20 protein-coding genes are annotated in these 22,651 nt (G+C 69.5%); 5 read left to right on the forward strand and 15 right to left on the reverse strand.

Features of this window, described 5'->3' with window-relative positions:
• Positions 1–41: 41 nt before the first annotated feature.
• From LWF15_RS08230 to LWF15_RS08255, 6 genes are all read right to left on the reverse strand, one after another.
• Positions 42–710: a LacI family DNA-binding transcriptional regulator gene (locus LWF15_RS08230; RefSeq protein WP_232809798.1), complete on the reverse strand. Its 669-nt coding sequence runs from the start codon at positions 708–710 to the stop codon at positions 42–44.
• Complete coding sequence (locus LWF15_RS08235) at positions 707–2,770, reverse strand: hypothetical protein (RefSeq protein ID WP_232809799.1); 2,064 nt, start codon at positions 2,768–2,770, stop codon at positions 707–709. The genes LWF15_RS08230 and LWF15_RS08235 overlap by 4 nt, the downstream gene beginning before the upstream one ends.
• Positions 2,763–3,794 (reverse strand): hydroxyacid dehydrogenase, encoded by a 1,032-nt coding sequence (locus tag LWF15_RS08240; protein ID WP_232809800.1) that lies wholly within the window; start codon positions 3,792–3,794, stop codon positions 2,763–2,765. The genes LWF15_RS08235 and LWF15_RS08240 overlap by 8 nt, the downstream gene beginning before the upstream one ends.
• The gene (locus tag LWF15_RS08245) at positions 3,791–4,648 is read right to left on the reverse strand and encodes a carbohydrate ABC transporter permease (RefSeq protein ID WP_232809801.1); all 858 of its coding nucleotides are present in this window, start codon (positions 4,646–4,648) and stop codon (positions 3,791–3,793) included. The genes LWF15_RS08240 and LWF15_RS08245 overlap by 4 nt, the downstream gene beginning before the upstream one ends.
• Positions 4,645–5,502, reverse strand: a complete 858-nt coding sequence (locus LWF15_RS08250; protein ID WP_408622842.1) for a carbohydrate ABC transporter permease — start codon at positions 5,500–5,502, stop codon at positions 4,645–4,647. The genes LWF15_RS08245 and LWF15_RS08250 overlap by 4 nt, the downstream gene beginning before the upstream one ends.
• 136 nt (positions 5,503–5,638) lie before the next feature.
• A complete protein-coding gene (locus LWF15_RS08255; RefSeq protein ID WP_232809803.1) occupies positions 5,639–6,976 on the reverse strand; it encodes an ABC transporter substrate-binding protein in 1,338 nt (445 codons plus the stop codon).
• A gap of 224 nt (positions 6,977–7,200) precedes the next feature.
• Here LWF15_RS08255 and LWF15_RS08260 point away from each other — a divergent pair, with 224 nt between their 5' ends.
• Positions 7,201–8,277, forward strand: coding sequence for a LacI family DNA-binding transcriptional regulator (locus tag LWF15_RS08260; RefSeq protein ID WP_232809804.1), 1,077 nt, complete (start codon positions 7,201–7,203; stop codon positions 8,275–8,277).
• 3 nt (positions 8,278–8,280) lie between these two features.
• Here LWF15_RS08260 and LWF15_RS08265 read toward each other — a convergent pair whose 3' ends face one another.
• Together LWF15_RS08265 and LWF15_RS08270 are read right to left on the reverse strand one after the other, a co-directional pair.
• Positions 8,281–9,897 carry a glycoside hydrolase family 43 protein gene (locus LWF15_RS08265; protein ID WP_232809805.1) on the reverse strand — a complete coding sequence of 539 codons (1,617 nt, stop codon included), beginning with the start codon at positions 9,895–9,897 and terminating at the stop codon, positions 8,281–8,283.
• Positions 9,894–10,781, reverse strand: a complete 888-nt coding sequence (locus tag LWF15_RS08270; RefSeq protein WP_232809806.1) for a sugar phosphate isomerase/epimerase family protein — start codon at positions 10,779–10,781, stop codon at positions 9,894–9,896. Before LWF15_RS08270 ends, LWF15_RS08265 begins: the two co-directional genes overlap by 4 nt.
• Before the next feature lie 137 nt (positions 10,782–10,918).
• Here LWF15_RS08270 and LWF15_RS08275 point away from each other — a divergent pair, with 137 nt between their 5' ends.
• Complete coding sequence (locus tag LWF15_RS08275) at positions 10,919–13,654, forward strand: putative Ig domain-containing protein (RefSeq protein WP_232809807.1); 2,736 nt, start codon at positions 10,919–10,921, stop codon at positions 13,652–13,654.
• Between the two features lie 73 nt (positions 13,655–13,727).
• Here LWF15_RS08275 and LWF15_RS08280 read toward each other — a convergent pair whose 3' ends face one another.
• The 6 genes from LWF15_RS08280 to LWF15_RS08305 all read right to left on the reverse strand — a co-directional run bounded on the left by LWF15_RS08280 (position 13,728) and on the right by LWF15_RS08305 (position 19,234).
• Entirely contained in the window at positions 13,728–14,120 is a 393-nt protein-coding gene (locus tag LWF15_RS08280; RefSeq protein WP_232809808.1) for a PPOX class F420-dependent oxidoreductase, read from the reverse strand.
• The gene (locus LWF15_RS08285; RefSeq protein WP_232809809.1) at positions 14,120–14,761 is read right to left on the reverse strand and encodes a TetR/AcrR family transcriptional regulator; all 642 of its coding nucleotides are present in this window, start codon (positions 14,759–14,761) and stop codon (positions 14,120–14,122) included. Before LWF15_RS08285 ends, LWF15_RS08280 begins: the two co-directional genes overlap by 1 nt.
• A gap of 5 nt (positions 14,762–14,766) precedes the next feature.
• Entirely contained in the window at positions 14,767–15,951 is a 1,185-nt protein-coding gene (locus LWF15_RS08290; RefSeq protein ID WP_232809810.1) for an epoxide hydrolase family protein, read from the reverse strand.
• A gap of 154 nt (positions 15,952–16,105) precedes the next feature.
• A complete protein-coding gene (locus tag LWF15_RS08295) occupies positions 16,106–17,545 on the reverse strand; it encodes a PepSY-associated TM helix domain-containing protein (protein ID WP_232809811.1) in 1,440 nt (479 codons plus the stop codon).
• A 155-nt stretch (positions 17,546–17,700) separates the two neighbouring features.
• Positions 17,701–18,384, reverse strand: a complete 684-nt coding sequence (locus tag LWF15_RS08300) for a hypothetical protein (RefSeq protein ID WP_232809812.1) — start codon at positions 18,382–18,384, stop codon at positions 17,701–17,703.
• A 46-nt stretch (positions 18,385–18,430) separates the two neighbouring features.
• Entirely contained in the window at positions 18,431–19,234 is an 804-nt protein-coding gene (locus tag LWF15_RS08305; RefSeq protein WP_232809813.1) for an alpha/beta fold hydrolase, read from the reverse strand.
• A gap of 162 nt (positions 19,235–19,396) precedes the next feature.
• On the opposite strand from LWF15_RS08305, the gene LWF15_RS37370 reads away from it, so the two are divergent.
• A complete protein-coding gene (locus tag LWF15_RS37370; RefSeq protein WP_232809814.1) occupies positions 19,397–20,146 on the forward strand; it encodes a GAF and ANTAR domain-containing protein in 750 nt (249 codons plus the stop codon).
• Between the two features lie 118 nt (positions 20,147–20,264).
• Complete coding sequence (locus LWF15_RS08315) at positions 20,265–21,200, forward strand: GAF and ANTAR domain-containing protein (protein WP_232809815.1); 936 nt, start codon at positions 20,265–20,267, stop codon at positions 21,198–21,200.
• Positions 21,201–21,329: 129 nt separating this feature from the next.
• Here LWF15_RS08315 and LWF15_RS08320 read toward each other — a convergent pair whose 3' ends face one another.
• A complete protein-coding gene (locus tag LWF15_RS08320) occupies positions 21,330–21,704 on the reverse strand; it encodes a hypothetical protein (RefSeq protein WP_232809816.1) in 375 nt (124 codons plus the stop codon).
• 247 nt (positions 21,705–21,951) lie between these two features.
• Here LWF15_RS08320 and LWF15_RS08325 point away from each other — a divergent pair, with 247 nt between their 5' ends.
• Positions 21,952–22,638, forward strand: coding sequence for a TetR/AcrR family transcriptional regulator (locus tag LWF15_RS08325; protein WP_232809817.1), 687 nt, complete (start codon positions 21,952–21,954; stop codon positions 22,636–22,638).
• Positions 22,639–22,651: the final 13 nt, after the last annotated feature.

The following is a 22,651-nucleotide window of genomic DNA, read 5'->3' on the forward strand; positions in this document are numbered from 1 at the left end:
TTTTTGGACGTCTGTGGGCACCAATCTGCTTGCGGCACCTATTATCTGTGGTCAGGTCCCGAAACAGATATGTCAAGGCGGATCCGGCGAGGTGCCTCGGCGCGGGGCATGAGGGCCAGGCTCAGAGCCTGACAGCCGCTTTCGCGGTGAAGCCCGTGTGGGCGGGACGGGGCGTCTTCGAGCAGAACCGTGTCGATGGGGAGCGGTTCGCCGTGCACGGCGACGGCCCGGCCGCCGGTCTCCTCGAAAGCTGCGAGCTCCTGGCCGTACCGTTCGCTCGTTCTGCCCACGGCCACGATGGCTAGGACGCGCTGACGGCGCAGCTTCGGCATCACGTCTGCCGGGGCGTGGGAATCGGTTGCGGTGCCGACCATGGTGACGAGCAGGCCATAGTCGCTCGCGGCGTCCAGAACTCCCGCGGCGACTGCAGAAGTGAAGGGGGCAGCGAGATCCGCGACGAGCAGCGCAACGCAGTCGCTGCGCCCGCGGGCCAGGGTCTGAGCGTGAAGGTTGGGGATGTAGCCCAGTTCCCGGGCGGCGGCGAAGACGCGTTCGCGAAGCAGGGGGCTCGGGGCCCGGCGGGTTCCTGGGTGCAGGGCGCGAGAGGCGGTGGCGGGGGAGACGCCGGCCCGGGCGGCCACATCGTGCAGGGTGGGGGCCCGGCCTGGCCCCGCCGGCATGGCGGCGGGGTGGCCGGGCGGCACGGTCATGGCTGGAAGAGGCAGGTCGCCGATCGCGCGGCCAGGCGTCCGGGCTCGGCCGGGACCTGCGCGATCTGCTCGGTGAAGACGACGGCGCCGAGGTCGACCGGGGCGGAACGGTGGTTGACCACGACGACGGCGTTGCCGAAGCGCGCCACCTCCACCCCGCGCGTCGGTGGCACAGGTGAGGGGCCGGTACCGATCAGCGACTGGACGGGTGTGACGTCCAGCAGGACCAGTGGGTGCATCTCGCGCCGGCCGTATCTCGGCGGAACGATCGGCATGGTGCTGGTGCTGTAGGCGTATCCGTACTCGAAGCCGAACGAGATCACCTGCCCGTGGCCGACGCGGCTGCGGGCCAGGGCGGTGCGCCCGGATCCGATGTAGGTGGCCAGCGGTTCGTTCTGGTGTGTGAAGGCCACGGTGGACCAGCCGTGCGGGATGACGTCCTCGTCCCAGGCGATCGCGTCGAACTCCACCGCCTCCTCCTGCACGCCGAAGACCCGCTGGGCCACCGGGCAGTCGGGGCCGTGCAGCAGCGTGCCTCCGGCCTCGACCCAGGCGGCGAGGGCCTCGTCGAATCCGGGGTGGGGCAGAAGCGGCTCCAGGGGATCGGCGGGGACGGCGAGCACCCGGTAGGGCGTCAGCGCCCCTTCGGCGATCTGGTCGGGGTGGACGACGTCGGCGTGCCAGCCCAGGTCGACCAGTTGCCGGTGCCAGCCGAGCAGGTCGGTGCGGGTCCGCCCGTCCGGGTCCAGGCTCACCGGTTCGAGCAGGCTGGTGGCGGCGGGGAAGAGGACGGCCGTCTCCTGGGCCCGGAAGCCCTGCAGGCGGGGGATGACCTGGCGGGCCCAGTGGTTGGCGGTGCGCAGCGAGTCCTTGAACACCGTGTCGGTGCGGTAGAGCACGCCGCCGTCGTCCAGGCCGCTGTAACCGTAGACGTGCAGGGCGTCGGCGCCGTTGGCCACGTGCGTGGCCACGGCCTCGGCCGGGGAGACCACCTCGTAGACATCGGCGTTCACATGACGTCCGAGGTAGAGCCCACCGGTGAAGGGACGGTGGCCGTTGGCGCCGCGGGCGATCGAGGCCTCTACGGCCAGAGCGGCTGCGTTGGGCCGGTTCTCCGCGTCCAGCGGTGCGGCCAGGAAGAGCACCGAGTCCAACTGCTGGGCGCAGCGGAAGACGTCGAGGGCTCGGCCGCCGGTCTGCCATTCCGGGTGCCCGGGTGGGTTGAAGAAGTATCCCCACTGGTGCAGGACAGGTTCGACGAAAAGTGGTGTTTTCAGTTGGTTCCAGTGCTGGCGCATGGTGGCCAGGTACTCCTGGAGCACGTCGGCCAGGTACAGCTGGTTGTCCACCCACAGGCGCCAGCCGGGGGTGTTCTCCTGCCGGTCCTGCAGGGTGGGCAGGGCGCGCCCTACCCAGCTGAGTTCTTCCGGGCGCAGCCAGCGTTCGTGCGGTCGGAGATTGTCGAAGGAGTCGGCCTGCAGACCGTAGGCGAGCCCGAGGGCGGCCGGGTCGTTGTCGTAGCGGCGGGCCAGCCAGGACAGGTGGTGCCGGGTGCCGCGTTCGTCGAAGCTGGGCCGGGGCAGCGGCTCGAACATGGTCTGCATGACCACCCGGCCGTCGTCGCGGCGATGCATCCGCTTCCCGTACAGCTGAAGCAGCCCCTCTACGTGTTCCACCATCGTCTGCTGGGCCTGTGGAGCCAGGTAGTCGTAGGTGCCCATGAGTGAGCCGTCGGGCAGCACCGCCTCGCGGCCGCGCACGGGCGGAGTGTCGCGGATGGCGGGGTAGAGGTTGTCGCCGCACAGGTACAGGGCCAGGTGCGTGTGGTCGAGGCCGTGGCGCTCGGCCTCGTCCATGATCAGTTCCTGTCCGGCCACATACGGGCTGGCGGGTTCCCCGCGGTAGCGGGCGAAGAAGTCCTCCCAGGGCTTGGAGTCCAGATTGACACTGGTGAAACCCAGATCGGCGATCTCGGCGACGCCGCGGCGCAGAGCCTGCTGATCGCTCAGGAACGGCTCGAAGAAGTTGCCGAACCAGAGACCGAGGAACGGCTCAGACATCGTTGCCTCCGAGGACGGCCGCGATCCCGTGGGTCCGGGGCGCGGGACGAGTCAGGTTGTAGCGGGCCAGTTCTTCCAGGACGCTGCGGCCCAGGCGGGTCAGTTCGCTGCCGGTGGATCCGGCGACGTGCGGGGTGAGGGTCACGTTGGGCAGGTTCCACAGCGGGTGGTCGGCGGGCAGCGGTTCCGGTTCGGTGACGTCGAGGACGGCGCTGATCCGCCCGCTGCGCAGTTCCTCCAGCAGGGCGTCCTGGTCGACGACGGCGCCCCGGGCCGTGTTGATCAGGGTGGCTCCTGTGCGCAGGGCGGCCAGGCAGTGCCGGTCGATCATGCCGATGGTCTCGCCGGTGACCGGCACGTGCAGGGACACGACGTCGCTGTGGCGCATCAGCTCGAGCAGCCCGCACGAACGCATCCCGAGGGCGGCGGCTTCCTCGGCGCTCAGGTAGGGGTCGTGCACGAGCACCCTCAGTTCGGTGCCGCGCAGCAGTTCGGCGACCCGCCGGCCGGTGCGCGAGGCACCGATTAGGCCGACGGTGCGCCGGTAGTTGCCGGTGTCGAGCAGGTCCACCTCGCGGTCGATGAGGTCGCGCCGGGTGCGATAGATCCGCTCGGCGGCCCGCACCCGCTTGTTCGCCAGGATGATCTCGGCGAACGCGTACTCGGCGACGGGAACGGCGTTGGCCTCGGCCGCGCTGGTGACCAGAAGCCCGTTGCTCAGGGCGGACTCGTGGCTGATGATGCCCTCGGTTGCCCCACCGGTGTGCAGTACGGCCCGCAGGCGGGGCGTTCTGTCCAGCACGTCCTGGCTCAGTGGGGGGCAACCCCAGCCGGTGATCAGCACCTCCACCTCAGCCAGGCCGGCGGACGCCTCGGGTGTGTCGAAGTCCTCCAGCACGGGCAGTTTCAGCTCGGCCAGGTCGGTCAGGTCGTCCCAGACGCCGTCGAAGAGGTTGCCGGCCAGCCGGGCCGGTCGCATGGCCAGCGCGGCCACGGGGCGCCGGTGCGACGGGAGATGGTTCATTTGAGGGCTCCAAGGGTTACGCCGGTGCGCCAGAACCGCTGCAGGGAAATCATCACGGCCGCCAGCGGAATCACCGACAGCAGCGAACCGGTGATGACGATGCTGGTGAAGTCGACCGTGCCGGCGTTGCTGACCTGGCTCTGGCGCAGCCAGTTGTACAGGCCCAGTGAGAGGGTCCAGGTGTCGGAGTCCTGGAGCATGGTCACGGGCAGGAAGAAGCCGTTCCAGGAGGCGACGAAGGCCAGCAGGAAGACGGTGGCCCCGGCGGTGGTGAGCATGCGCAGCACGATGCTGAAGAAGATGCGCACTTCGCCGGCGCCGTCGATCCGGGCCGCCTCGATCAGCTCGGTGGGTACGGCGGCCTCGATGTAGACCTTCGACAGGTAGACGCTGAAGGGGTTGATGAAGGTGGGGATCAGGACGGCCCACATCGAGCCGACCAGGCCGATCTTGGAGAACAGGAGGTACAGGGGCAGGGTGAGCATCGAGTAGGGGATGAGGAACGAGCCGACCACCAGGGCCATCGACAGGGAGCGGCCCCGGTAGGAGAACCGGGCCAGGCCGTACCCGGCGGCCAGGGCGAGCAGGGTGCCCACGGCCGAGCCGAGCCCGGCGTACAGCAGCGAGTTCCCGGCCCAGCGCAGGAAGATGCCGCCGTCGTAGTCGAGGATCTGGCGTAGGTTGCCCCACAGTTCGAAGTCCCCGAACCACAGGCCGTTGGTCAGCAGCAGGTCGTTGGAGTTCTTGGTGGCGTTGACCAGCAGCCACCAGACCGGGGCGATCGAGTACAGCAGGTACAGGGTCAGGCCGATGCCGACCAGGCGCCGGGTGGCCGGCGAGACTTCGTTGATCACAGGGACTCCCGGGCCGAGAAGCGGTAGAAGAGCGCGGAGACCGTTCCGACGACCAGGGCCAGCAGCACCGAAAGGGCTGCGGCGTAGTGGTAGTTGCCCTGGGTGAAGGCCAGGTTGTAGATCATCATGATCGGGGTGAAGTCGGCGGTGACGGTCTCGGGCGAGGTGACCCGGAAGACCAGGGGCTCGGCGAAGATCTGCAGCATGTGGATGATCGCCAGCATCCCGGTCAGGACCAGGGCGCTGCGTACGTAGGGGATCTTGATGGACCAGGCGATGCGCAGCTCGCCGGCGCCGTCCAGGCGGGCGGCCTCGAACAGTTCCCGCGGCACCGAGCGCAGCGAGCCGTAGATGATCAGCATGTTGTAGCCGATCCCGACCCAGGTGAGCAGGTTGCCGATGCTGATCCACAACAGGCTGCCGGAGAACATGTTCACGTCGGCGCCGAACCACTCACCGGCCTGCGTGATCGGCCCCAGGCGGGGTGAGTACAGGTAGAGCCAGACCAGCGTGGCCACGATCGCGGGGATCATGTAGGGGATGAGCAGGCCCAGCCGGAAGAGCCGGGCGCTGCGGGCGCCGGCCAGGTCCAGGAGCAGGGCGGCCAGGAGGCTGAGCCCGAGCATGAGCGGGATCTGCACCAGGGCGAAGACGAACACGCGCAGGATGCTGAACCAGTAGTCGCCGTCCGACAGGGCCCGGGTGAAGTTGTCCAGACCGACGAAAACCGTTCGGGAGCCGCCGAGACCGTCGGTGGCCAGCTGCTCGGCGAACAGGCTCTGGTACAGGGCGTAGACGAACGGGGCGAGGAAGACGAGGGTGAACCCGGCGAAGAACGGCGCGGTGAAGGCCATTCCCTTGAGCCCGGTGATGCGGTTGCCGCCCGGGCGGGAGCGGGTGGGCCGTCGGGCCGGGGGAGGCGGCGGTACCGCATCCCCCGGCCGCGATCCGGCCGGCGCCCGGGTCGACTGGGTGCCGAAAGTCATGCGCTCAGCCCTCCGCCACCGAGACGCCCTGCTGCTTCAGGTCTTCCACGATCCAGGCCTGCAGGGACGGGGCGATCTCGGTGGCCTTGATCTGCCCGGCCACCGCCTTGCCCCACAGGTCCTGCAGCTGGGAGAAGGCGCCGGCCCAGTTCGGCCCGTAGGTCCAGTCGCCCAGCTGCTGTTCGGCGGCGGTGTCGACCACTGTGCTCCACCGGCCGGCGTGCTCGCCCAGCAGCTTGGTCGGCTCGGTGAGTGAGGTGTAGGCGGTGCCGTCCTTCACTGCGGGGTAATAGGCCAGGCCGGTGTCCGGGTCGGCCAGGGCCTTGAGCGACTCCGGGCCGGTGGACAGCCAGTGGGCGGCGAAGACGGCCGCGTCGGTGTTCTTGGTCTTGGCGTTGACGGCCAGGGCGCGGGTGAAGGAGGCGTTGCTGTCGGGGCCGCCCTGCCACTTCAGGTTGGGGGCCGGTTCCCAGGCGCCCAGGGACTGTTTGAGGTTGCTCTGCATGCCCTTGACCTGCCAGGTCGACAGCTGCCGGGAGGCGATGTCGCCCTTGTCGTAGCTCTGCATCATGGCGGCGTACTCGGCGTAGGAGATCTTGCTGAAAATGCCCTCTTCGAGGCCGCTCTGGAGGATCTCGGCGGCTTTGCGGGTCTGTGGGCCGTCCACGTTCACGTGCCAGGTGCCGTCCTTGAGGCTGTACCACTGGGCCCCGGCCTGCCAGGCCATGTAGATCAGGGTGGTGGGGTCCTCGCCGGCCAGGTTGTAGATGGAGACGCCCTGCTTCTTGAGTTTCGTTCCGGCGTCGAGGAATTCCTCGAAGGTGGTGGGGTAGTCCAGGCCGTTGCGCTCGAAGACCTCGGAGTTGTAGAGCATAAAGGTGGGGATGCTGGACAGCGGCACCGCCCACTGCCGGTCGCCGGTGGTCACGGCCGCGTTGGCGGTGTCGCTGTAGTCGCCCGCGATGCTGTCGTAGTAGCCGCTCAGGTCCGCGGCGATGCCCTCGGAGACGAACGAGGCCAGGTCGGCGGTCTGGGTGACGAACAGGTCGGGCCCGGATCCGGCCTGGAAAGCGTTGCGGATGTTGGTGTTCAGGTCCGTCTTCTCGACGAACTCGATCTGGATTCCCTGGTCGGCGAACTTCTGGTTGAACTGGTTCACCGCGGGTTCGACGGCGGCGTTGTCGTGCCACAACTGCACGGTCGTGGTGCCCCCGGACCAGGACTGCGGCACGTCCTTGGCCGTCGAGGGGGATCCGGACCCGGGCGACTCGCCGCCGCAACCGGTCAGCAGGAGCAGGGCTGTGGCGGTGGCTGCGGCCCACCGCGCTGTGGATGTCTGCACCGTTGATCTCCTCATCGAGACAGTAAGCGTTTACTGCCCCGTACAGTAAGGCTTTACCATGGGAGTGGTCCAGAGGGCTGGAGAGCCCGGACGGACAGGACGGCGAACGGGCCGTCGGCCCGGACCGGCGACCAGGACGACCGAGGCGACACAGCAGGCAGAGCGGACGGCCCAGGCAGCCCAGGCCGCGCAGACAGGCACAGCGACAGAGCAGGAGATCGGGCGTGGAGGGCACCACCAGGCGACGACGCCGGGCCACCGAGAGCGTGACCATCCGCGACGTGGCCCGGGAGGCGGGCGTCTCGACCGCGACCGTGTCCCGGGTGCTGGCCGAGAACTACCCGGTCGCCGCCGCCACCCGGACCCGGGTGCTGGAGGCGGTCGAGCGGCTCGACTACACCGCCAACCCCCACGCGCGAGCCCTGTCCGGCGCCGCCCCCGGCCCGATCGCCGTGCTGCTGGGCGACATCACCGGCCCGTCGTTCGCGGCGATCGCCCAGGGCGCCGAGCGGGAGGGCCGCGACGCCGGGCGGTTGTGCCTGGTGGGCACCACCGACGGTGACCCGGAACGGGAACTGGCCCTGGTCGAGATGATGCGCGAGCAGAAGGCCGCCGCCGTGATCCTGCCCGGCGGGGTGTGGGGCACCGAGGAGTTCCACCAGCAGATGGCCCGCTACTCCAGTTCTCTGCGGGCCTCGGGCGGGCGGCTGGTGCTGTGCGGGCGCCCGGCCCTGGCCGACGACACCGACGCGATCAGCATCCAGTACGACAACGAGGCCGGGGCTGCGGCCGTGGCCCGCTACACCGCCCAGGCCGGGCACCGGCGCTTCCTGCTGCTGCCCGGCGCCGAGGGCTTCTCCACGGCCGAGGAACGGCTGATCGGCTACCGGTCGGCCCTGGCCAAGGCGGGGGTCGGGCCGGACGGGATCGTGGTCAGGCACGTCCCGTACAACCGTGACCAGGCCCGTCGCGCCGTCCTGGACGTGCTCGACGCCACGCCCGCGTCCGATCGCCCCACGGCGGTGCTGTGCGGGGCCGACGTGATGGCCGCCGGTGTCCTGGAGGGGCTGCGCAGCCGTGGCCTGCGCTGCCCGCAGGACGTGTCGGTGACCGGGTTCGACGACGTGCCCGGGGCGCGGGACATGAACCCGGCGCTGACCACGGTCCGGGTGCCGTACGAGGAGATGGGGGCCCGGGCGGTGCGGATGGCCCTGTACGAGGAGTCGCCGGCCCGGCCGGTGCACCTGAAGACCGAACTGATCGTGCGCGACTCGGTCGGCCCGGTGCCCGGCCGGGCCTGAGGGTCAGCCGGGCACCGGGTAACTCACGTCCACCCGGTCGAAGGCGGCGCTGAAGGTGGTGCCGTTGTGGTCGTCCGCGCGCAGCGCGGCCATCGCCCCGGTGAAGCGCAGCAGCCCGGCGCAGTCGTCGGAGACCGGGCGCGAGGGCAGCCGGGCCACCTCGGCCCAGGTCAGTGCGTCGTCACTGAACTGCAGGCTCACCCACCGCCGGTTCAGCTCGGAGCGCAGATGCACCGGGCCGGAGGGCGCGGGGTGCTGGATCCCGGCTGTCACCAGCCCGCTGGGCGAGCTGCTCTCGGCCGTCACCACGCGCCGTCCCTCGTCGTCCAGGCTCAGATGGATGTAGTGGTAGCCCAGCGCGTCGTACCAGATCGCCAGCCCGGCCCGCTGGCCGACGTCCGTGGGCTCGGCCTCGACGACCGTGGTGACCACGGCCCGGGACTCCTGCAGGCGGGTGGCCACCACCGACTGGTCGAACCGGGAGGCGGGGAACTGCCCGCCCACCAGGTGCAGCCGGCTCGAGCGCAGGTCGAGCCAGTCCGCACCGGCCGGCCGGCGCAGCGTGGACCACACGGTGGTGTCGAGCTCCGGCTGGTCGAACTCCTCCACCAGCCCGGCCGCGACCGACGGACCCGAGGGCTGGGATGGCTGGGAGGGCTGGGCCAGCGTCGAGGTCACGTACTCGCGGGGCAGGACCGAGCCGGTCGGCTCGCCCCGGTCATCGGCCAGGCGCAGCCACCCGTCCTCGGTCCAGGTGACACGCTGCAGGCAGGTCTCACGGCCGGTGACGCACAGCCGTCCCTGCTCGTCGGTCACCGGACGGGAGGCGAGATGCACGAGGTACCAGGCGCCGTCGTCCGTGCCGATCAGTTCGCCGTGCCCGGCCTTCTGCAGGCTCGCCCCCGGATCGTCGCGGCTGGTCAGCAGGCTCGGCCACGGGTCCCACTCGTAGGGGCCCAGGACGTGACGGGACCGGGCCATCGTGATGCCGTGGTTCCAGCCGGTACCGCCCTGGGCCAGCATCAGGTAGACCCATCCGCCGCGCCGGTAGAGGTTCGGGCCCTCGATCAACTCCGACGAACGCAGCACCACCCGCGCCGGACCGATCAGCTGCTGCTGCTCACAGTCGTACTCCTGCACGCTGATCCCGCCGAAGCGGGCCCGCCCGGGCCGGGGATCCCACTGCACGCAGGCCAGCCAGTGCCGTCCGTCCTCGTCGTGGAAGATCGAGGCGTCGAAACCGCGCGAGCCCAGGGAAATCGGCTCCGACCACGGACCTTCCGGTGACTCGGCGGTGACCAGGTAGTTGTCGAGGTCCTTGGCGGCTGCGCCGCTGGTGCGCACCACCGTGTACACCACCCACAGACGGCCGTGGGCGACGCTGATCGACGGAGCCCAGATGCCGCCGGAGTCCGGCACACCCCGCAGGTCGAGCTGCTCGGGCCGGGTCAGGACGTGCCCGGCCACCTGCCAGTGCACCAGGTCGGGGCTGGAGTGCAGACGCACGCCCGGGAACCATTCGAAGGTACTGGTGGCCAGCAGGAACTGGTTGTCCCAGCGGACGATGCTGGGGTCGGGCTCGAAACCCCTGAGGACGGGGTTGTGGACGTTGTGGTTCATCGCACCTCTTCGGGGAAGGGGAGTTCGCGGACAGCAGCAACGGCAGCGGCCAGGGCCTGCGACAGCGGCGCGACGTGCGGGTACCAGGTGCGTTCCCACTCCAGGGACAGCGGGCCGCGGTAGCCGCCGGCGCCCAGCAGGTGGGCGGCCTCGGTGAGCGGCACGGCGCCGGTGCCCTGGAGGACGGGTGTCAGGTCACGCGGCGAGGCCACGTCCTTGATCTGCACGTATCCGTGCCCCGCGCGCAGCACGGGCCCCAGAGCCTGCCAGGTCTCGGGCGGGGTCTCGCCGACGCGCCATGGGTGCAGCAGGTCCCAGATCACCCCGCCGCCCTGGGCGAACAGGGCCGGATCGACCAGGTCGATGATGCGGCGCAGGTCAGTGCCGCGGGGATGGGAGTCGTGGGTCTCCAGGACGACCCGCACACCGAGGTCGCCGGCCACGCGGGCGGCCCGGGCCAGGCACTCGGCCGCCGTCGCCTCGTCGCGACGGCGATCGCCCGCCGGCGCCGGCACGCGGTCGAAGGGGGCCGGGGCCGCGGGCAGGCCGGGAAAGATCCGCACGTGGTGCGCGCCCAGGTCGCCGGCCAGTTCCAGATGGCCGATCAGTTCGTCCATCACCGGCCCGGTGCTGTGTGCCTCGCCCAGGCGCACCCCGGTCGCCAGGGACAGCAGGCTGATGCCCCGATCGCGCAGGTCCTGACGCAGTCGGTCGCGATCGGTACGGGGCATCGCCGGCGTGTAGGGGCCCTCGGGCGGGCACCGCAGTTCCAGCCAGGACACCTTCAGCCCGGCCAGCAGGCCGAGCACGTCGTCCAGGGGTTCCTGCGGTGCCCCGAGGGTCGATGCACCTATGGCCCAACGGGTTTCAGTAGCACTCGTCACTGACTGCTCCTCGTTCTGTCCGGCGGGCCGACCGCTCGGCTCGCAGCCCGGCCGCCCGATCCGAATAGTAAACGATTACTGCTACGGTGACCGCGTCGGATCACGTTCCCCGCAAATCACGGACGAAGAGGTTCTTGATGCCACGACGTCACTCCACATTCCCCACGCTCCCGCGCCCCGCACGCCGGCTGCTCCTGTCCGCGTTCGTCGCCCTGGGCCTGCTCGCCGGCCTGGTCACGCCCGCGCTTCCCGCATCCGCCGCCGAGCCGACGCTGCCGGCCATCCGGAGCACCACCAGCCAGGCCGGTTTCCTGCACCCGGGCATCGGCCTGAGCGCCGCCGACGTGAACAACGCCCGCACCCAGGCAGCAGCCGGGGTCGAGCCGTGGGCCGGCTACTACCGGGCCATGTCCCAGTCTCGCTACGCAGCAACGAACTACGTCGCCGACAACGCCGGGCCCACCGATCGTCAGCCCAAGTCGGACGCCTACAACGCGGTGTCCATGCGACAGCGTTCCAACCGCGACTCCATCGGCGCCATGACCCAGACCTTCATGTACCTCTTCACCGGGCATGAGGTGTACCGCCGGAACGCCCTGTACACCCTGCGCACCTGGAGCAGCCTGGACCCGGCGAAGTACGCGAAGTTCCCCGACTCGCACATTCACACCCCGGTTCCCATGTACCAGTTCGCGGTCGCGGCCGAGTTCCTGCGGGCCACCGACCCGGAAAACGCTGACTACGAGGGCTATCCCCTGGCCTGGACGGCCGAGGACAACCAGCGCTTCACCGGCAACTTCCTCACGCCGAACCTGAACACCTTCCTGACCTCACCCGACCACTACCTCAACCAGCACAACTACGGGGTGATCGGGGCCCTGGCGGCCGCCCTGTTCATGGACGACGCCGACCTGTACCAGCAGCGCGTGGAGTGGTTCACGGTCAACTCCGGCTTCGACGGCGTGGGTGACTCCAACGGGTCACTGAAGGCGCTCTTCCGCAAGATCCCGGCCAAGGATCCGCTCAACCCCTACGGCAAGGCGTTCGTCCAGCACCAAGAGATGGGCCGCGACCAGGCCCACGCCTGGGGTGACGTGATCAACTTCGCCCAGCTGGCGCGGATCCTGCACACCCAGGGCACCCGGGTCGACCCCCAGCGCGGAACGGTCAGCCGGGCCAAGAACGCGGTCACCCCCTACGCCTTCATCGACCGGCGCATCCTCGAAGGCAGCGAAGTCTTCTACCGTTTCATGAGCGGCCAGGACGTGCCCTGGATCGACACCACCGGTGGGGCAGGCTCCCTCTCGCCCGCCTACCGGGGCCGGCTCTTCGACGCCATGCAGGAGATCTATCTGCAGTACCGCTACGTGGCCAAGGTCGACGTGGCAGCCCAGGCCCCTGCTGTGGCCCAGGCCTGGGAGCAGCGCGACGGACCACTGCACTGGCGCGGAACCGTGCAGGAGAACTTCAACAACGGCAGCTACTACCAGGGACAGGAGTACTGGCTGGCCTTCCCGCCCCAGCTGGCCAAGCAGGACCTCACCGTGCCCGGGCCGGGGGAGTCCAACCGGGTGACCGCGGCCGACCGGGCCCACCTCCTGGGCAAGGGGGCCAGAACCCGAAAGGACTCCGGTGGCAGCTACCTTGAGCTGAACGCCCGATCCGGACGGGCAGGGGCGGCCATCCGTAACATCTTCTGGTACAACACCAAAGCCTCCTCTCTCGTCGGCCTGCTCGTACGTTCGGACGGGCCGGTGAACCTTCGGGCTGCGGCCACCATGGACGGGAAACCCTATGCCAGCGTGCCGGTTCCCGACACCAAGGGAGCGTGGCGGTACGTGTGGTGGGACATCGGGACCAACGAACTGGCGCAGTCCGCAGTAGGAGAGAACATCCTCTTCCTCGACGCGACCGGCACCGGCACGCTCGACGTGCGCACCCTCGTCCCCTCCGCCAACGGCGTCATCACGCCGCCCACCTTCCAGACGGGGCGTTCGCTGTCTCTGACCTACGTCGCCGGTGAACAGCTGACATTCGAAACCGGTTTGGAGGACGACGGTTCCGTCAGCGCCACGCTCGAAGGCTCCCCGGCCGGGGTCGAGGTCTCCGCCGACGGCAAGCTCACCTGGACGCCCCCGGTCAAGGCCGCGGGCAAACACACCTTCCGGGTGGTCGCCGACGACGGCACCACGGTCACCGCCCTTCCGGTCACCGTGACCGTGGCCAAGGACCGGGCCGCCGCCGTGACCCAGATCGCCGCCGGTGCTGACTCGGACACCGTGTGGACCGCCGGATCACAGCAGGCCTTCGATGCAGCCCTGGCCGGCGCCCAGGGAGCCGTCAACGGTAGTGCCGGCGAATTCTCGGTCGCCTTGGAAGCGCTACGCCGGTCGGTGCTGGCTCTCGAACCGCTGAACCCCCGCCTGAGTGACGGAACTGTCGACTTCACCAAGGTGACCACCTCTGCGCAACTGGCCCCGCACGTCCTCAAATCACTGGTGGACGGCAGCAACCATTCCCACTGGGGCGACCTGCGCATCCCCGCCGTGACGTTCGACGCCGGAGCCGGGTACCGCCTGCGCCTGGACCGGGTCGGCCTGCAGGCCCGCAACACGTTCCCCAACCGCAGTCAGGGGACGAACGCCTACGGATCCGACGACGGGCTCACCTGGACCCGGCTCACCACGTCGGAGAACACCGGGAACGACGCATCGGTCGAGTATCTGGACGTGGATCCGCAGTTGCGTCAGAAAGGTTTCCGGTACGTGCGACTGCAGGTGGACCACCCCGGAGTGCCCACCGACCCGGCCTATCCGGGCATCTGGTCGATGGCCGAGGTCCGGTTCGACGGCGAACGTCTCCAGACGCGATGAGATGAAAGACGTCCTGACTCGGAACCTTGCCGCTTCGAGTCAGGACGGCCGCGCCCAGGCATCACGGCGCACGTCAGCGGCTGGGGCGGTGCAGGTGGTCCACCGTGATGGTCAGGACGACACGCTGCTGGGCCCCGCCCCCGAATCCCGGATAGTCGCGGCCCAGGTACTTGTTCGACAGGGCGTTGATGTGTTCGCCCGTGGCGTCGGGCTCGACCGAGATCACCTGGCCCCGCACCGCCCAGGAACGCAGCGGCTGGTCCGGGTGGGCGAGCCCGACGGCCACCCGGGCATCGGCCTGGATGTTACGAGTCTTCTGGTGTGTGGCAACAGTGTTGATGACGATGTGCTCGCCGTCGGTGCCGACCCAGGTCTGGGTGACCTGGGGAGAACCGTCAGGCATCAGGGTGGTCAGGAAGCAGATCGCTCGGGAGTCGAGAACGGTGCGCAGGTCGTCGGGCAGCATCAGGGTGTCCTGTCAGGCTTGTCAGTCTTGTAGAGCAGGTCGATGATGTCCTCTTCCGGGCCGGGAGAGGACAGGTCGGCGTGGCGCAGGCCGGCCAGGGCGATGGTCAGGGCCCGGCGCCACAGGTCCGGCGCCGTGTCGTGCGTGGTGTCCAGGAGGCTGCCGACCATCAGGTAGACGGCGGCGAAGTCGGCGGCCGTCACCTCGGGGCGAAGCTGCCCGGCGGCGACGGCCCGGGCGATCATCCCGGACACCAGGTGGGTCATCTGCTCGCGGCCGCGGCGCACCAGGTCGTACGGCTGCCGGCGTCCGCGCAGCAGTTCGGCCAGGCCGCGATGCCCGGCCTCCATCTGCAGTTGCCGCTCCAGGAAGTCGCTGAGCCCCTTCCAGGCGTCGGGGTCGGCCGCACATTCCTGCGCCAGAGCCGTCACCGCGTCGATGTGCTCGGCGAACAGGGCATCGATGAGGTCGTCCCGCTCGGGAAAACGGCGGTAGATCGTGCCCATGCCCATCCCGGCGGCCCGGGAGATCTCCTTGTACGAGACGTCCAGCCCGCCGGTGGCCATCAGGTCGTAGGCGGTGTGGAGCAGATGACGCCGGTTGCGTTCAGCGTCTCCGCGCAGAGGCGGCGCATCGGTCATGGGGTTCAGGGTAGGGATGCCGCCACCTGGGTCTGCGCTCGCAGCGGGGCGAACGTGGCACGGATCTCCTGGATCAGGTCGTGCGGCCTCTCCAAGGCTGCGAAGTGCCCGCCGTGCGGCAACTGGGCGTAGTGCACGACATTCTCGTAGCGCCGTTCGATCCAGCGCCGCGAAGCCTGAACCGCCTCCCCGGGAAAGATACTGAAGCCGGCCGGTACCGGGTTGGGCTCGGGGGCAGCGAAACTCGCCGTGGCACCGCGCTGGGCCTCCCAGTACAGGCGCGCCGAGGACGGGCCGGTGTTGGTCAGCCAGTACATCATCACGTCGTCGAGGATCTCGTCGCGGGAGATGACGTCCTCCGGGTTGCCCCGGCTGTCGGACACGTCCTGGAACAGTGTGTAGATCCAGGCGGCCAGCCCCACCGGGGAGTCGGCCAGCGAGTAGCCGATGGTCTGCGGCCGGGTGGCCTGTTCCTTGCTGTAGCCGTCCAGTTCGCTGCGGTACCGCTCGCCCATGGCCACCATGCGCTGCTCCTCGGCCGTGGCCTCGGCGATCTCCTCGGGGGTGGGAAACACCATGGGCAGGTTGAAGTGCAGCCCTCGCACGCGTTCGGGGGCCTGACGGCTGATCTGCTCGATCACCGCGGCGCCCCAGTCGCCGCCCTGGGCGAACCAGGACGGGTACCCCAGGCGCAGCATCAGGGTGATCCAGGCGTCGGCGATGCGGGCCACGTCCCATCCGGTGGTGCGGGGCCGTTCGGAGAAGCCGAAGCCGGGCATGGAGGGGATGACCAGGTGGAAGGCCTGGCGGGAGTCGCCGCCGTGCGCGGCCGGATCGCTGAGAGGGCCCAGGAGGTGCCGGAACTCGAGGATCGAGCCGGGCCAGCCGTGGCACAGCAGCAGCGGCACGGCATCGGGTTCGGGGGACAGGACGTGCAGGAAGTGCACGTCCAGGCCGTCGATCTGGGTCTTGAACGAGCCTGCCGCATTGATGTCCTGCTCGGCGCGCCGCCAGTCGTAGCCGGTGGCCCAGTGCTGGCAGAGGTCACGGATGCGGCTCAGCTGGGGACCCTGGCTGCCGTCGGGCACGGTCTCCTGGTCCGGCCAGCGGGTGGTCAGCAGCCGCTGGTGCAGCGCCTGCAGGTCTGCCTCGGCAACGCTGATGGGGAACGGCTCGACGAGCGGATCCATGGGTTTCTCCAAGGGCGGGGCGGGTGGTGGACCCATCATGACATGAAGTTGAACCACCGTTCCAGTTGGAATAATGGTTCAACTTCACTGCCGGGTTCGCAGCTTCCTAACGGGAGAAGGAGCCGGCGCTCATCTGGGCCATCGATGTGCCCTCTCAGTTGGTGACGGCGAAAGTGCTGCGCAGCCGAGGAATCCGCCGCAGCAGAAGCTGATCCACCAGTAGCACCAGGACCAGCGAGGCGCCGAACACGGGCAGGAAGACACCCAGAGCAGCCAGCAGCAGCGCCACCCACCAGGTGCTGCGGATGGGCAGCTTGCCGCGCGGTGCGCCCAGGCCGGAACCTGCAGGGCGGCGGCGCCACCACATGGTCGGGCCGGTGACGCACAGAACCAGCACGCCCACGCAGAAGGCGAAGCTGACCCAGAAGTTCAGCAGGCCGAAGCGGCGTCCCTCGTGCAGGGCGATTCCCTGGGAGACGGCCTGGGCCAGCTTCGGGTAGTCCTGGTACCCGTACGTGGACACGACCTGTCCGCCGAACTGGTCGACGTGCACGGTTTTTTCGTGACCCGGGTCGTGAAAGGCGTAACCGATGACCGAGAAGACGTCACCATCGTCCTCTGGTATTGCCACTGTCATCGGATGCCGGAGCCCCTCGCGGGCTCCCACCAGCAGAGCGGTGTCGATGTTGGCGACGCTCTGACCGTCGGCCACGCTCGTCGGATCCGAGGTAGGAACCTCGTCCTTGCCCAGACCCCAGGGCACGTCGACTTTGTGGCTGTGCGGCAGGGATTCGTCCAGGGTGGACGTCGGGCTGGACTGTGCTCCCGGGTCGTTGCTCCACAAGCCGCTGCCGTGCTCAGCCGTCCAGTTCTGCACCTGGGTTCCCCAGATGCCGGTCCAGGGAAGGCCGGTCACGACCAGCAGGAGCAGGCCCACACCGGTAACAGCGCCGATCCAGCCGTGCCGGTTGCGCAAGGCCGATCCCTTGGCGCGGGCTGCGAGCCGCCGGAGCCGGGCCTTGCGGCCCTTGAGGAAGATCAGGTAGCCGGTGACGGCCATGACGATGGCCCAGCAGGAACCCAGCTCCATCACGAATTCGCCCACTGAGCCGGCCATCAGGTCGCCGTGCAGGCGGATTGCACCGCCGCTGAGGGTGGTGTCGGGGTTCAGGTCGCCGAGTACCTGCCCGGTCCAGGGGTTGACGAACACGTCGCGGCTGGAGCCGTCGGGCATGACCCCGGAGAAACGGGACGCCAGATCCGGGGACGTGGGTTCGGTCGCCGAGGCGATGCTCAGGTCGGGGTAGGCCTTCTGCACCGCGGTGAGCTGGGCGGCGTAGGGGGTCTGTTCCTGGCCCGCCTGTGGTTGCACAGTCATGACGTCGGCGTGCAGGGCCGGCTCGATCTGGAAGCGCAGCAGGTAGATGAGACCGGTGACGGCCAGGACGGCCAGCACGGGGATGACCAGGAAGCTGGCGTAGAAGTGCCAGCGCCAGAACGCCCGGAACCAGCCCTGCTGGCCTTTCGTGCGGGTGCGCGTCGGATCGGATGGACGGGGCTGGTGCGGGTTGTGTTGTGCGGTTGCGGAAGTCACGGGTGGCTCCAAAGAGCATGCGTAAGGACGCGACCGGTCGGGTCGCGTGAGCAAGGAGACGCGGCGTCGGGGCGGGCTGGGCGAGAAAGAACAGAGGACGGCCCGGGTCGGCGCGCGAGGGAAGCCGCTGGGGGATCCAGCGGTACAGGAGAGGGTTAGACGGTGCGGGCGGGCGGGCCGCGGCGGCCGAGCGTCGCGACGAGCACGCGCTCACGCAGGCGTTGCTGAGAGAGGTTCACCCAGGACCGGGGGGCCTCGTCCACCTCAGGGCGCACGCCGGTGGCCAGCAGGGCCAGGATCCGGTGGATGCGCCGTCCGAGGTGCAGTTCGGGCGGGCGTACGTGGGCCAGCAGGCCCAGCAGGACGAACAGCGCCCGTTCGCCGTCGGACAGGATCGCGCCGACAACCAGGGCGGCCGCGATGTGGGCCAGCAGCATCAGGGGGCTGGGCAGCAGCGGCATCACGTGGCCGGTGCCGGCCTCCGCCATGTCGGCCATATTGGCCATGCCTGGCGCGGATGTGTGCTGGTGGCCTTGGGGCGAGGGGACGTCAGCCGGGCCGGATGTGTACCAAGAGGTCACGACCAGCGCTGTGTGCATCATGGCCTGGCCCGCAGTCATCAAGGTGACCAACTGCAGCCCACCGGCACGACGGCCCAGGGTCAGCGACAGCGGCCACGCCGTGACCGCGATCAGCGCGGCGACCAGCGGCCAGGAGGGCAGGTCGCCGCCGGCCAGAACGTGACCGGCGCTGGCTGCGCCCCAGGCCAGCGATGCCACCAGCACGCCACGCCCCCATCGAAGACCAGCCGTCATCGGCGGTCGCGGGGGTGCGGGCATGCGCTGATCGTAGCGAGATCGGTGCCCGTTCCGGTGCCGGCCGGCTTCAGTTGGTGAAGAACGTTCTGAGTACCGGACCGAGCACGCCCGGATCGGCCACGTGGCCCTCGACCGGAAGAGCCAGCCGCCGGGCGTCAGGCAGAGCGCCCGCAGCGGCGTCCGCTGCCGCACCGAAGAAGTCGACCGGCAGCCCGGCCATCTGCGGGTCGACCGTGACACCGGTGGTCAGGAGCACGGGCTGCCGCACCAGGGCAAGGCGCTTCGCCGGGGGCCGGCCGTCGCCCAGGCAGGCCGCGTCGTGGCGGAGCGTCGGTGCCAGCGCGCGTAGCGCGGCCCACACCGGGGCGGCCTGGGCGCCGGCGATGTCCTGCTCGGAGGAACCGGCCAGCCGCATGAACAGCCTGAGCGCCTGATCGAGGTCACCGGCCTCGAGCGCGGCGTCGAGGTCGAGCCGGTACGCCTGCCAGGCCGAGACCATCGCCTCGTCCACCTGGTACGGCACGTCGTGGACGGCGATCCGCTCGACCGGAAGCCCGGCCGCGGCCGCCTCTAGCGCGAGGGCCCCTCCGCTCGAGGCCCCGAACAGGTGCGCTCGCCCTCCGGTGGCGTCGATCACCGCAGCCAGGTCGTCGATTTCGCGCTCGAGGGCGTAGGGCCGGCGGTCGTCGCTGTCACCGCGACCGCGACGCCGGTAGTTCACCACGGCGAAGCTGTCGGCCAGGTGTTCGCCCAGCGGCTGGTTCTCTGAGCTGTCGTCCAGGCCGCCCCCGACGAGCACCAGGGCAGGTCCCTCGTCGCTGAGCCGGTCGTAGCCGATCGACGTGCCGTCGGCCGAGTGGACGTGCGGCATATGAACTCCCTGGGGGTCGGGACTCCCAAGCTAGACGAAACCGGCGCTCGGCAGGGCCTGCTGTCCGGCCGGGAGTCGGGCATGCGTTCTGTCCGGTAACGTCGGCCGGAAGGACTTTGCGGATTGACCAGATGCCACGCCTTCGTACCAAGGAGCCCCCTTGTGGACGCACACTCCGGACACGGAACGGACGTCGAGGCCCCGCGCGAGCATCACGGTGAACAGGCCGGGGGATTCCTGCGGGAGCTGTCCACCCTGGTCCTCGGCAGTCAGCCACTGAACCTGATCCTGACCCGGATCGCGGTCCTGGCCGCCGAGCACGTGCCCGGCACGCGGGAGGTGTCGGTGACCTTGATCGAAGGCGAGAAGCCGCGCACCATGGCCTTTTCCGGCCAGCTCGCGGCCGGGCTCGATGAGCGGCAGTACCAGGACTTCCGGGGCCCGTGCCTGCATGCTGCTGCCAGTGGGACGGTTGTGGCGATCGAGGACACCGGCACTGACACGACCTATCCGGAGTTCTGCCGGCAGGCGGTCCGGGCGGGGGTCGGGCACGTGTACTGCGTGCCCCTGTGGTCCGCGGTGGCCGGCCACCTGGGGGCCCTGAACTTCTACGGCAGCGGTGAGCCGATGGATGCCCCGGCCCGGGTGCTGGCCGACCAGGTCGGGGCCTACGCAGCGGTGGCGCTGACCAACGCCAGCCTCTACACCGGAGCCGTCGCCGAGGCCGAGCACCTGCGCGCGGCCATGGCTGCCCGGGCAGTGATCGAGCAGGCCAAGGGCATCATCATGGCCGGGCGCGGCTGCACCGCGGAGGAGGCGTTCGAGGTGCTGCGCACCGAGTCCACCCACACCAACCGCAAGCTGCGCGACATCGCCCAGGACCTGGTCACCTCGGTGCTCAGACCGCGCTGACCTTTCGACCGCGGGTGCCGGCCATGCCGGGGATCACATCCTGGGCCGGTTGGCCGCCCCCGGTGATCATTGACTAATATTGTTCGGCACCTCATGCAGCGGGGCGTATCAACGCTGAATGGGAGGTTTCGTGCAGGAGCAGTCGGTACCGGAAGCGGCCCGGCATGAGACGCCACCGGGTCCACGTCCGGGAGGCCTGGAGGTCAGTTCGGTCGACGGCGCAGCAGGCCCGATCGTCCTGAAAGATTTTTCAGAAGATGGTGTCTCGAGCCCCGAGCACCAGGCTGAGATCGCGATCGCGGAGCTGGATGCGTTCGGGGCCGACGGGCTGCGGCCGGCGCTGACCCGGCTGAGCGAACTGGCGTGCCAGCTTCTTCATCAGGTGGACGCGGTCTCGATCGTCCTGGGTTCTCCCGACGAGCCGTACCTGACGGCCACCTCCTCGCCCCTGGCCCAGAAGGCCGACGGTGCCCAGCTCATGACGGCCTCGGGGCCCAGCCTGGAGGCCATGAAACAGCTGTCGGCCGTCACCGTGGATGATCTGAGCGCCGACCCGCGCTGGCCGCGTCTGCATCATCGGTTCTTCTCCGCCGACATGCCGGTGCGCAGTTGCCTGGCCCTGCCCATCCGGTCCCGAAAAAGCCCTGTGGGCCATGCTTCAGCTGAACCCGCCGGAGTCCTGACTCTGTACGCGTGCTCCGCTGCAGCTTTCAGCTCGAGCGAGGTCGGCCTGCACGCGGAACGGCTGGCTGTGCGTGCTCTCGGCCTGGTCCGGACGCACGAGGAGGTCCACCGGCTGTGGCACGACGCAGAAAAGCTGCGCGAGGCGCTCACCTCGCGATCGGTGATCGATCAGGCCAAGGGCCTGATCATGGGGGAGCGGCGCTGCTCGGCAGAGGAGGCCTTCGCCGAACTGGTCCGCATCAGTAACGACACCAACCAGAAGGTCCGGCACATCGCCCAGGCGATCGTCGACGAGGCGCTCACGCCGCGGCACGAGAAGCCGCAGCCACTGCATGGATTCGGCATCCTGCCCCGGCCGGAATCGCTCTAACTGGGGCTGGTTCGCGAATCGGGCGCTGTGTGGGCTCGTAGATTGCAGGGCCGAGGGCTGGCCCCGTGGCCCGGCCCTCGCCCCTGCAATCGTCACTGCATACTCTGGCTGCGACCTACGGAACAGGCCTCAGCAGAGGTAGTTCGAGCCCCCGCCCGGTAGCAGGCTGTCGCTCACCCAGCCGTAGGTGCCGTCGGTGCGGTTGTAAAGGTACGTCCAGGTGGAGAAGTCGGCGTTGCGGGTGTAGCAGTAGTAGTCCAGCGTGTCACGGTTGTCGGCCCAGCCCCGCACGCCGCAACCGCTGTTGGAGCCGCTGCGCATGTTCGCGCTGACCCCAGCGGTCTGCCGGTAGACGGTGCTGTCGCGGTTCGGCCCGCTGGAACCACAGGCCGCGGTGGCCGAGGCGGGTGTGGCGGTCAGGACCAGACCCACCGGCACCGCCAGCGAGGCCACGGCCACCGGCACCATGCCCAGCTGCAGCAGCTTGCTCTTGAGCTTCGACATCATTGTCTTTCCCCCTTGCAGACGGTCATCCATGACGAGGGTCGGGGGTGAGCATTACGAACAGCGCGGCAGAGCGTTCTGCCGTCGTGCCCCCACGAGTCGGACGCCTGACCCCCCAGGCCCGAGAACGTCATCAACGTAACAGAACGGACATGGTCGCGCTATGGCCTCATGGACCGAACCGGCCACTGTCCCGGGGCGGACCCGTCTAATTGCATCCCGTGCAAGTTCTGTTACGTTCGTCGCCGTGACCCAGGAGCGGACCGACGGGCGGAGCGTCCTGCGCGAGCAGCGCCACGTCGCGATCCTGGCCGCAGCCCGCCGGCTGGCCGCCGGATCCGGCGCCGAGGGTTTCACCGTCGACCAGGTTGCCGTCGAGGCCGGGGTGTCCCGGCGCACCGTGTTCAACCACTTCGCCACGTTCGAGGCCCTGCTGGTGGCCGTGTGCGAGGAGATCCTCGAGGACGTGGCCGGCCAGGTGGTCGACCATCTCGAGGAGCACCTGCAGAAGCTGCCGCAGGAGGCCGAACCGGCCCGGGTGCTCGACTGCCTGTGCGTCGCGGTCCAGGAGGCCGACCTGCCTCGCGCCATCGCTGAGATCCACGGCAGCCTCGGGGGTGTGGAGGAGGAGAGGCGACGGACTCAGAGCATCTTCCAGGCCGCTCTGGACCGGGTGGGGGACCGGCTGACCGCAAAGATCGCCGGGCACGCCCCCGAGCTGGACCCGGTCGGGCTGCGCCTGAGCGTCGCATTCCTGATGAACGGCGTCGGTGTCATCGCCGTTCTGTGGCTGAAGGAGAACGCCGTCCCGGTCACCGCCGGGTCCCGGGACGCGTGGAACACCTACATGACTCGTCTGCTCGACCAGCTCGCCCACGGGTACGGGCATCTCGGTCGGGTCTCGGGGGCAGGTCAGGGCCGACCTGCCCGCTGAACGGGGCACTCGT

The sequence above is a fragment of the Kineosporia rhizophila genome (assembly GCF_021277265.1).
Taxonomy (GTDB): Bacteria; Actinomycetota; Actinomycetes; order Actinomycetales; family Kineosporiaceae; genus Kineosporia; species Kineosporia rhizophila.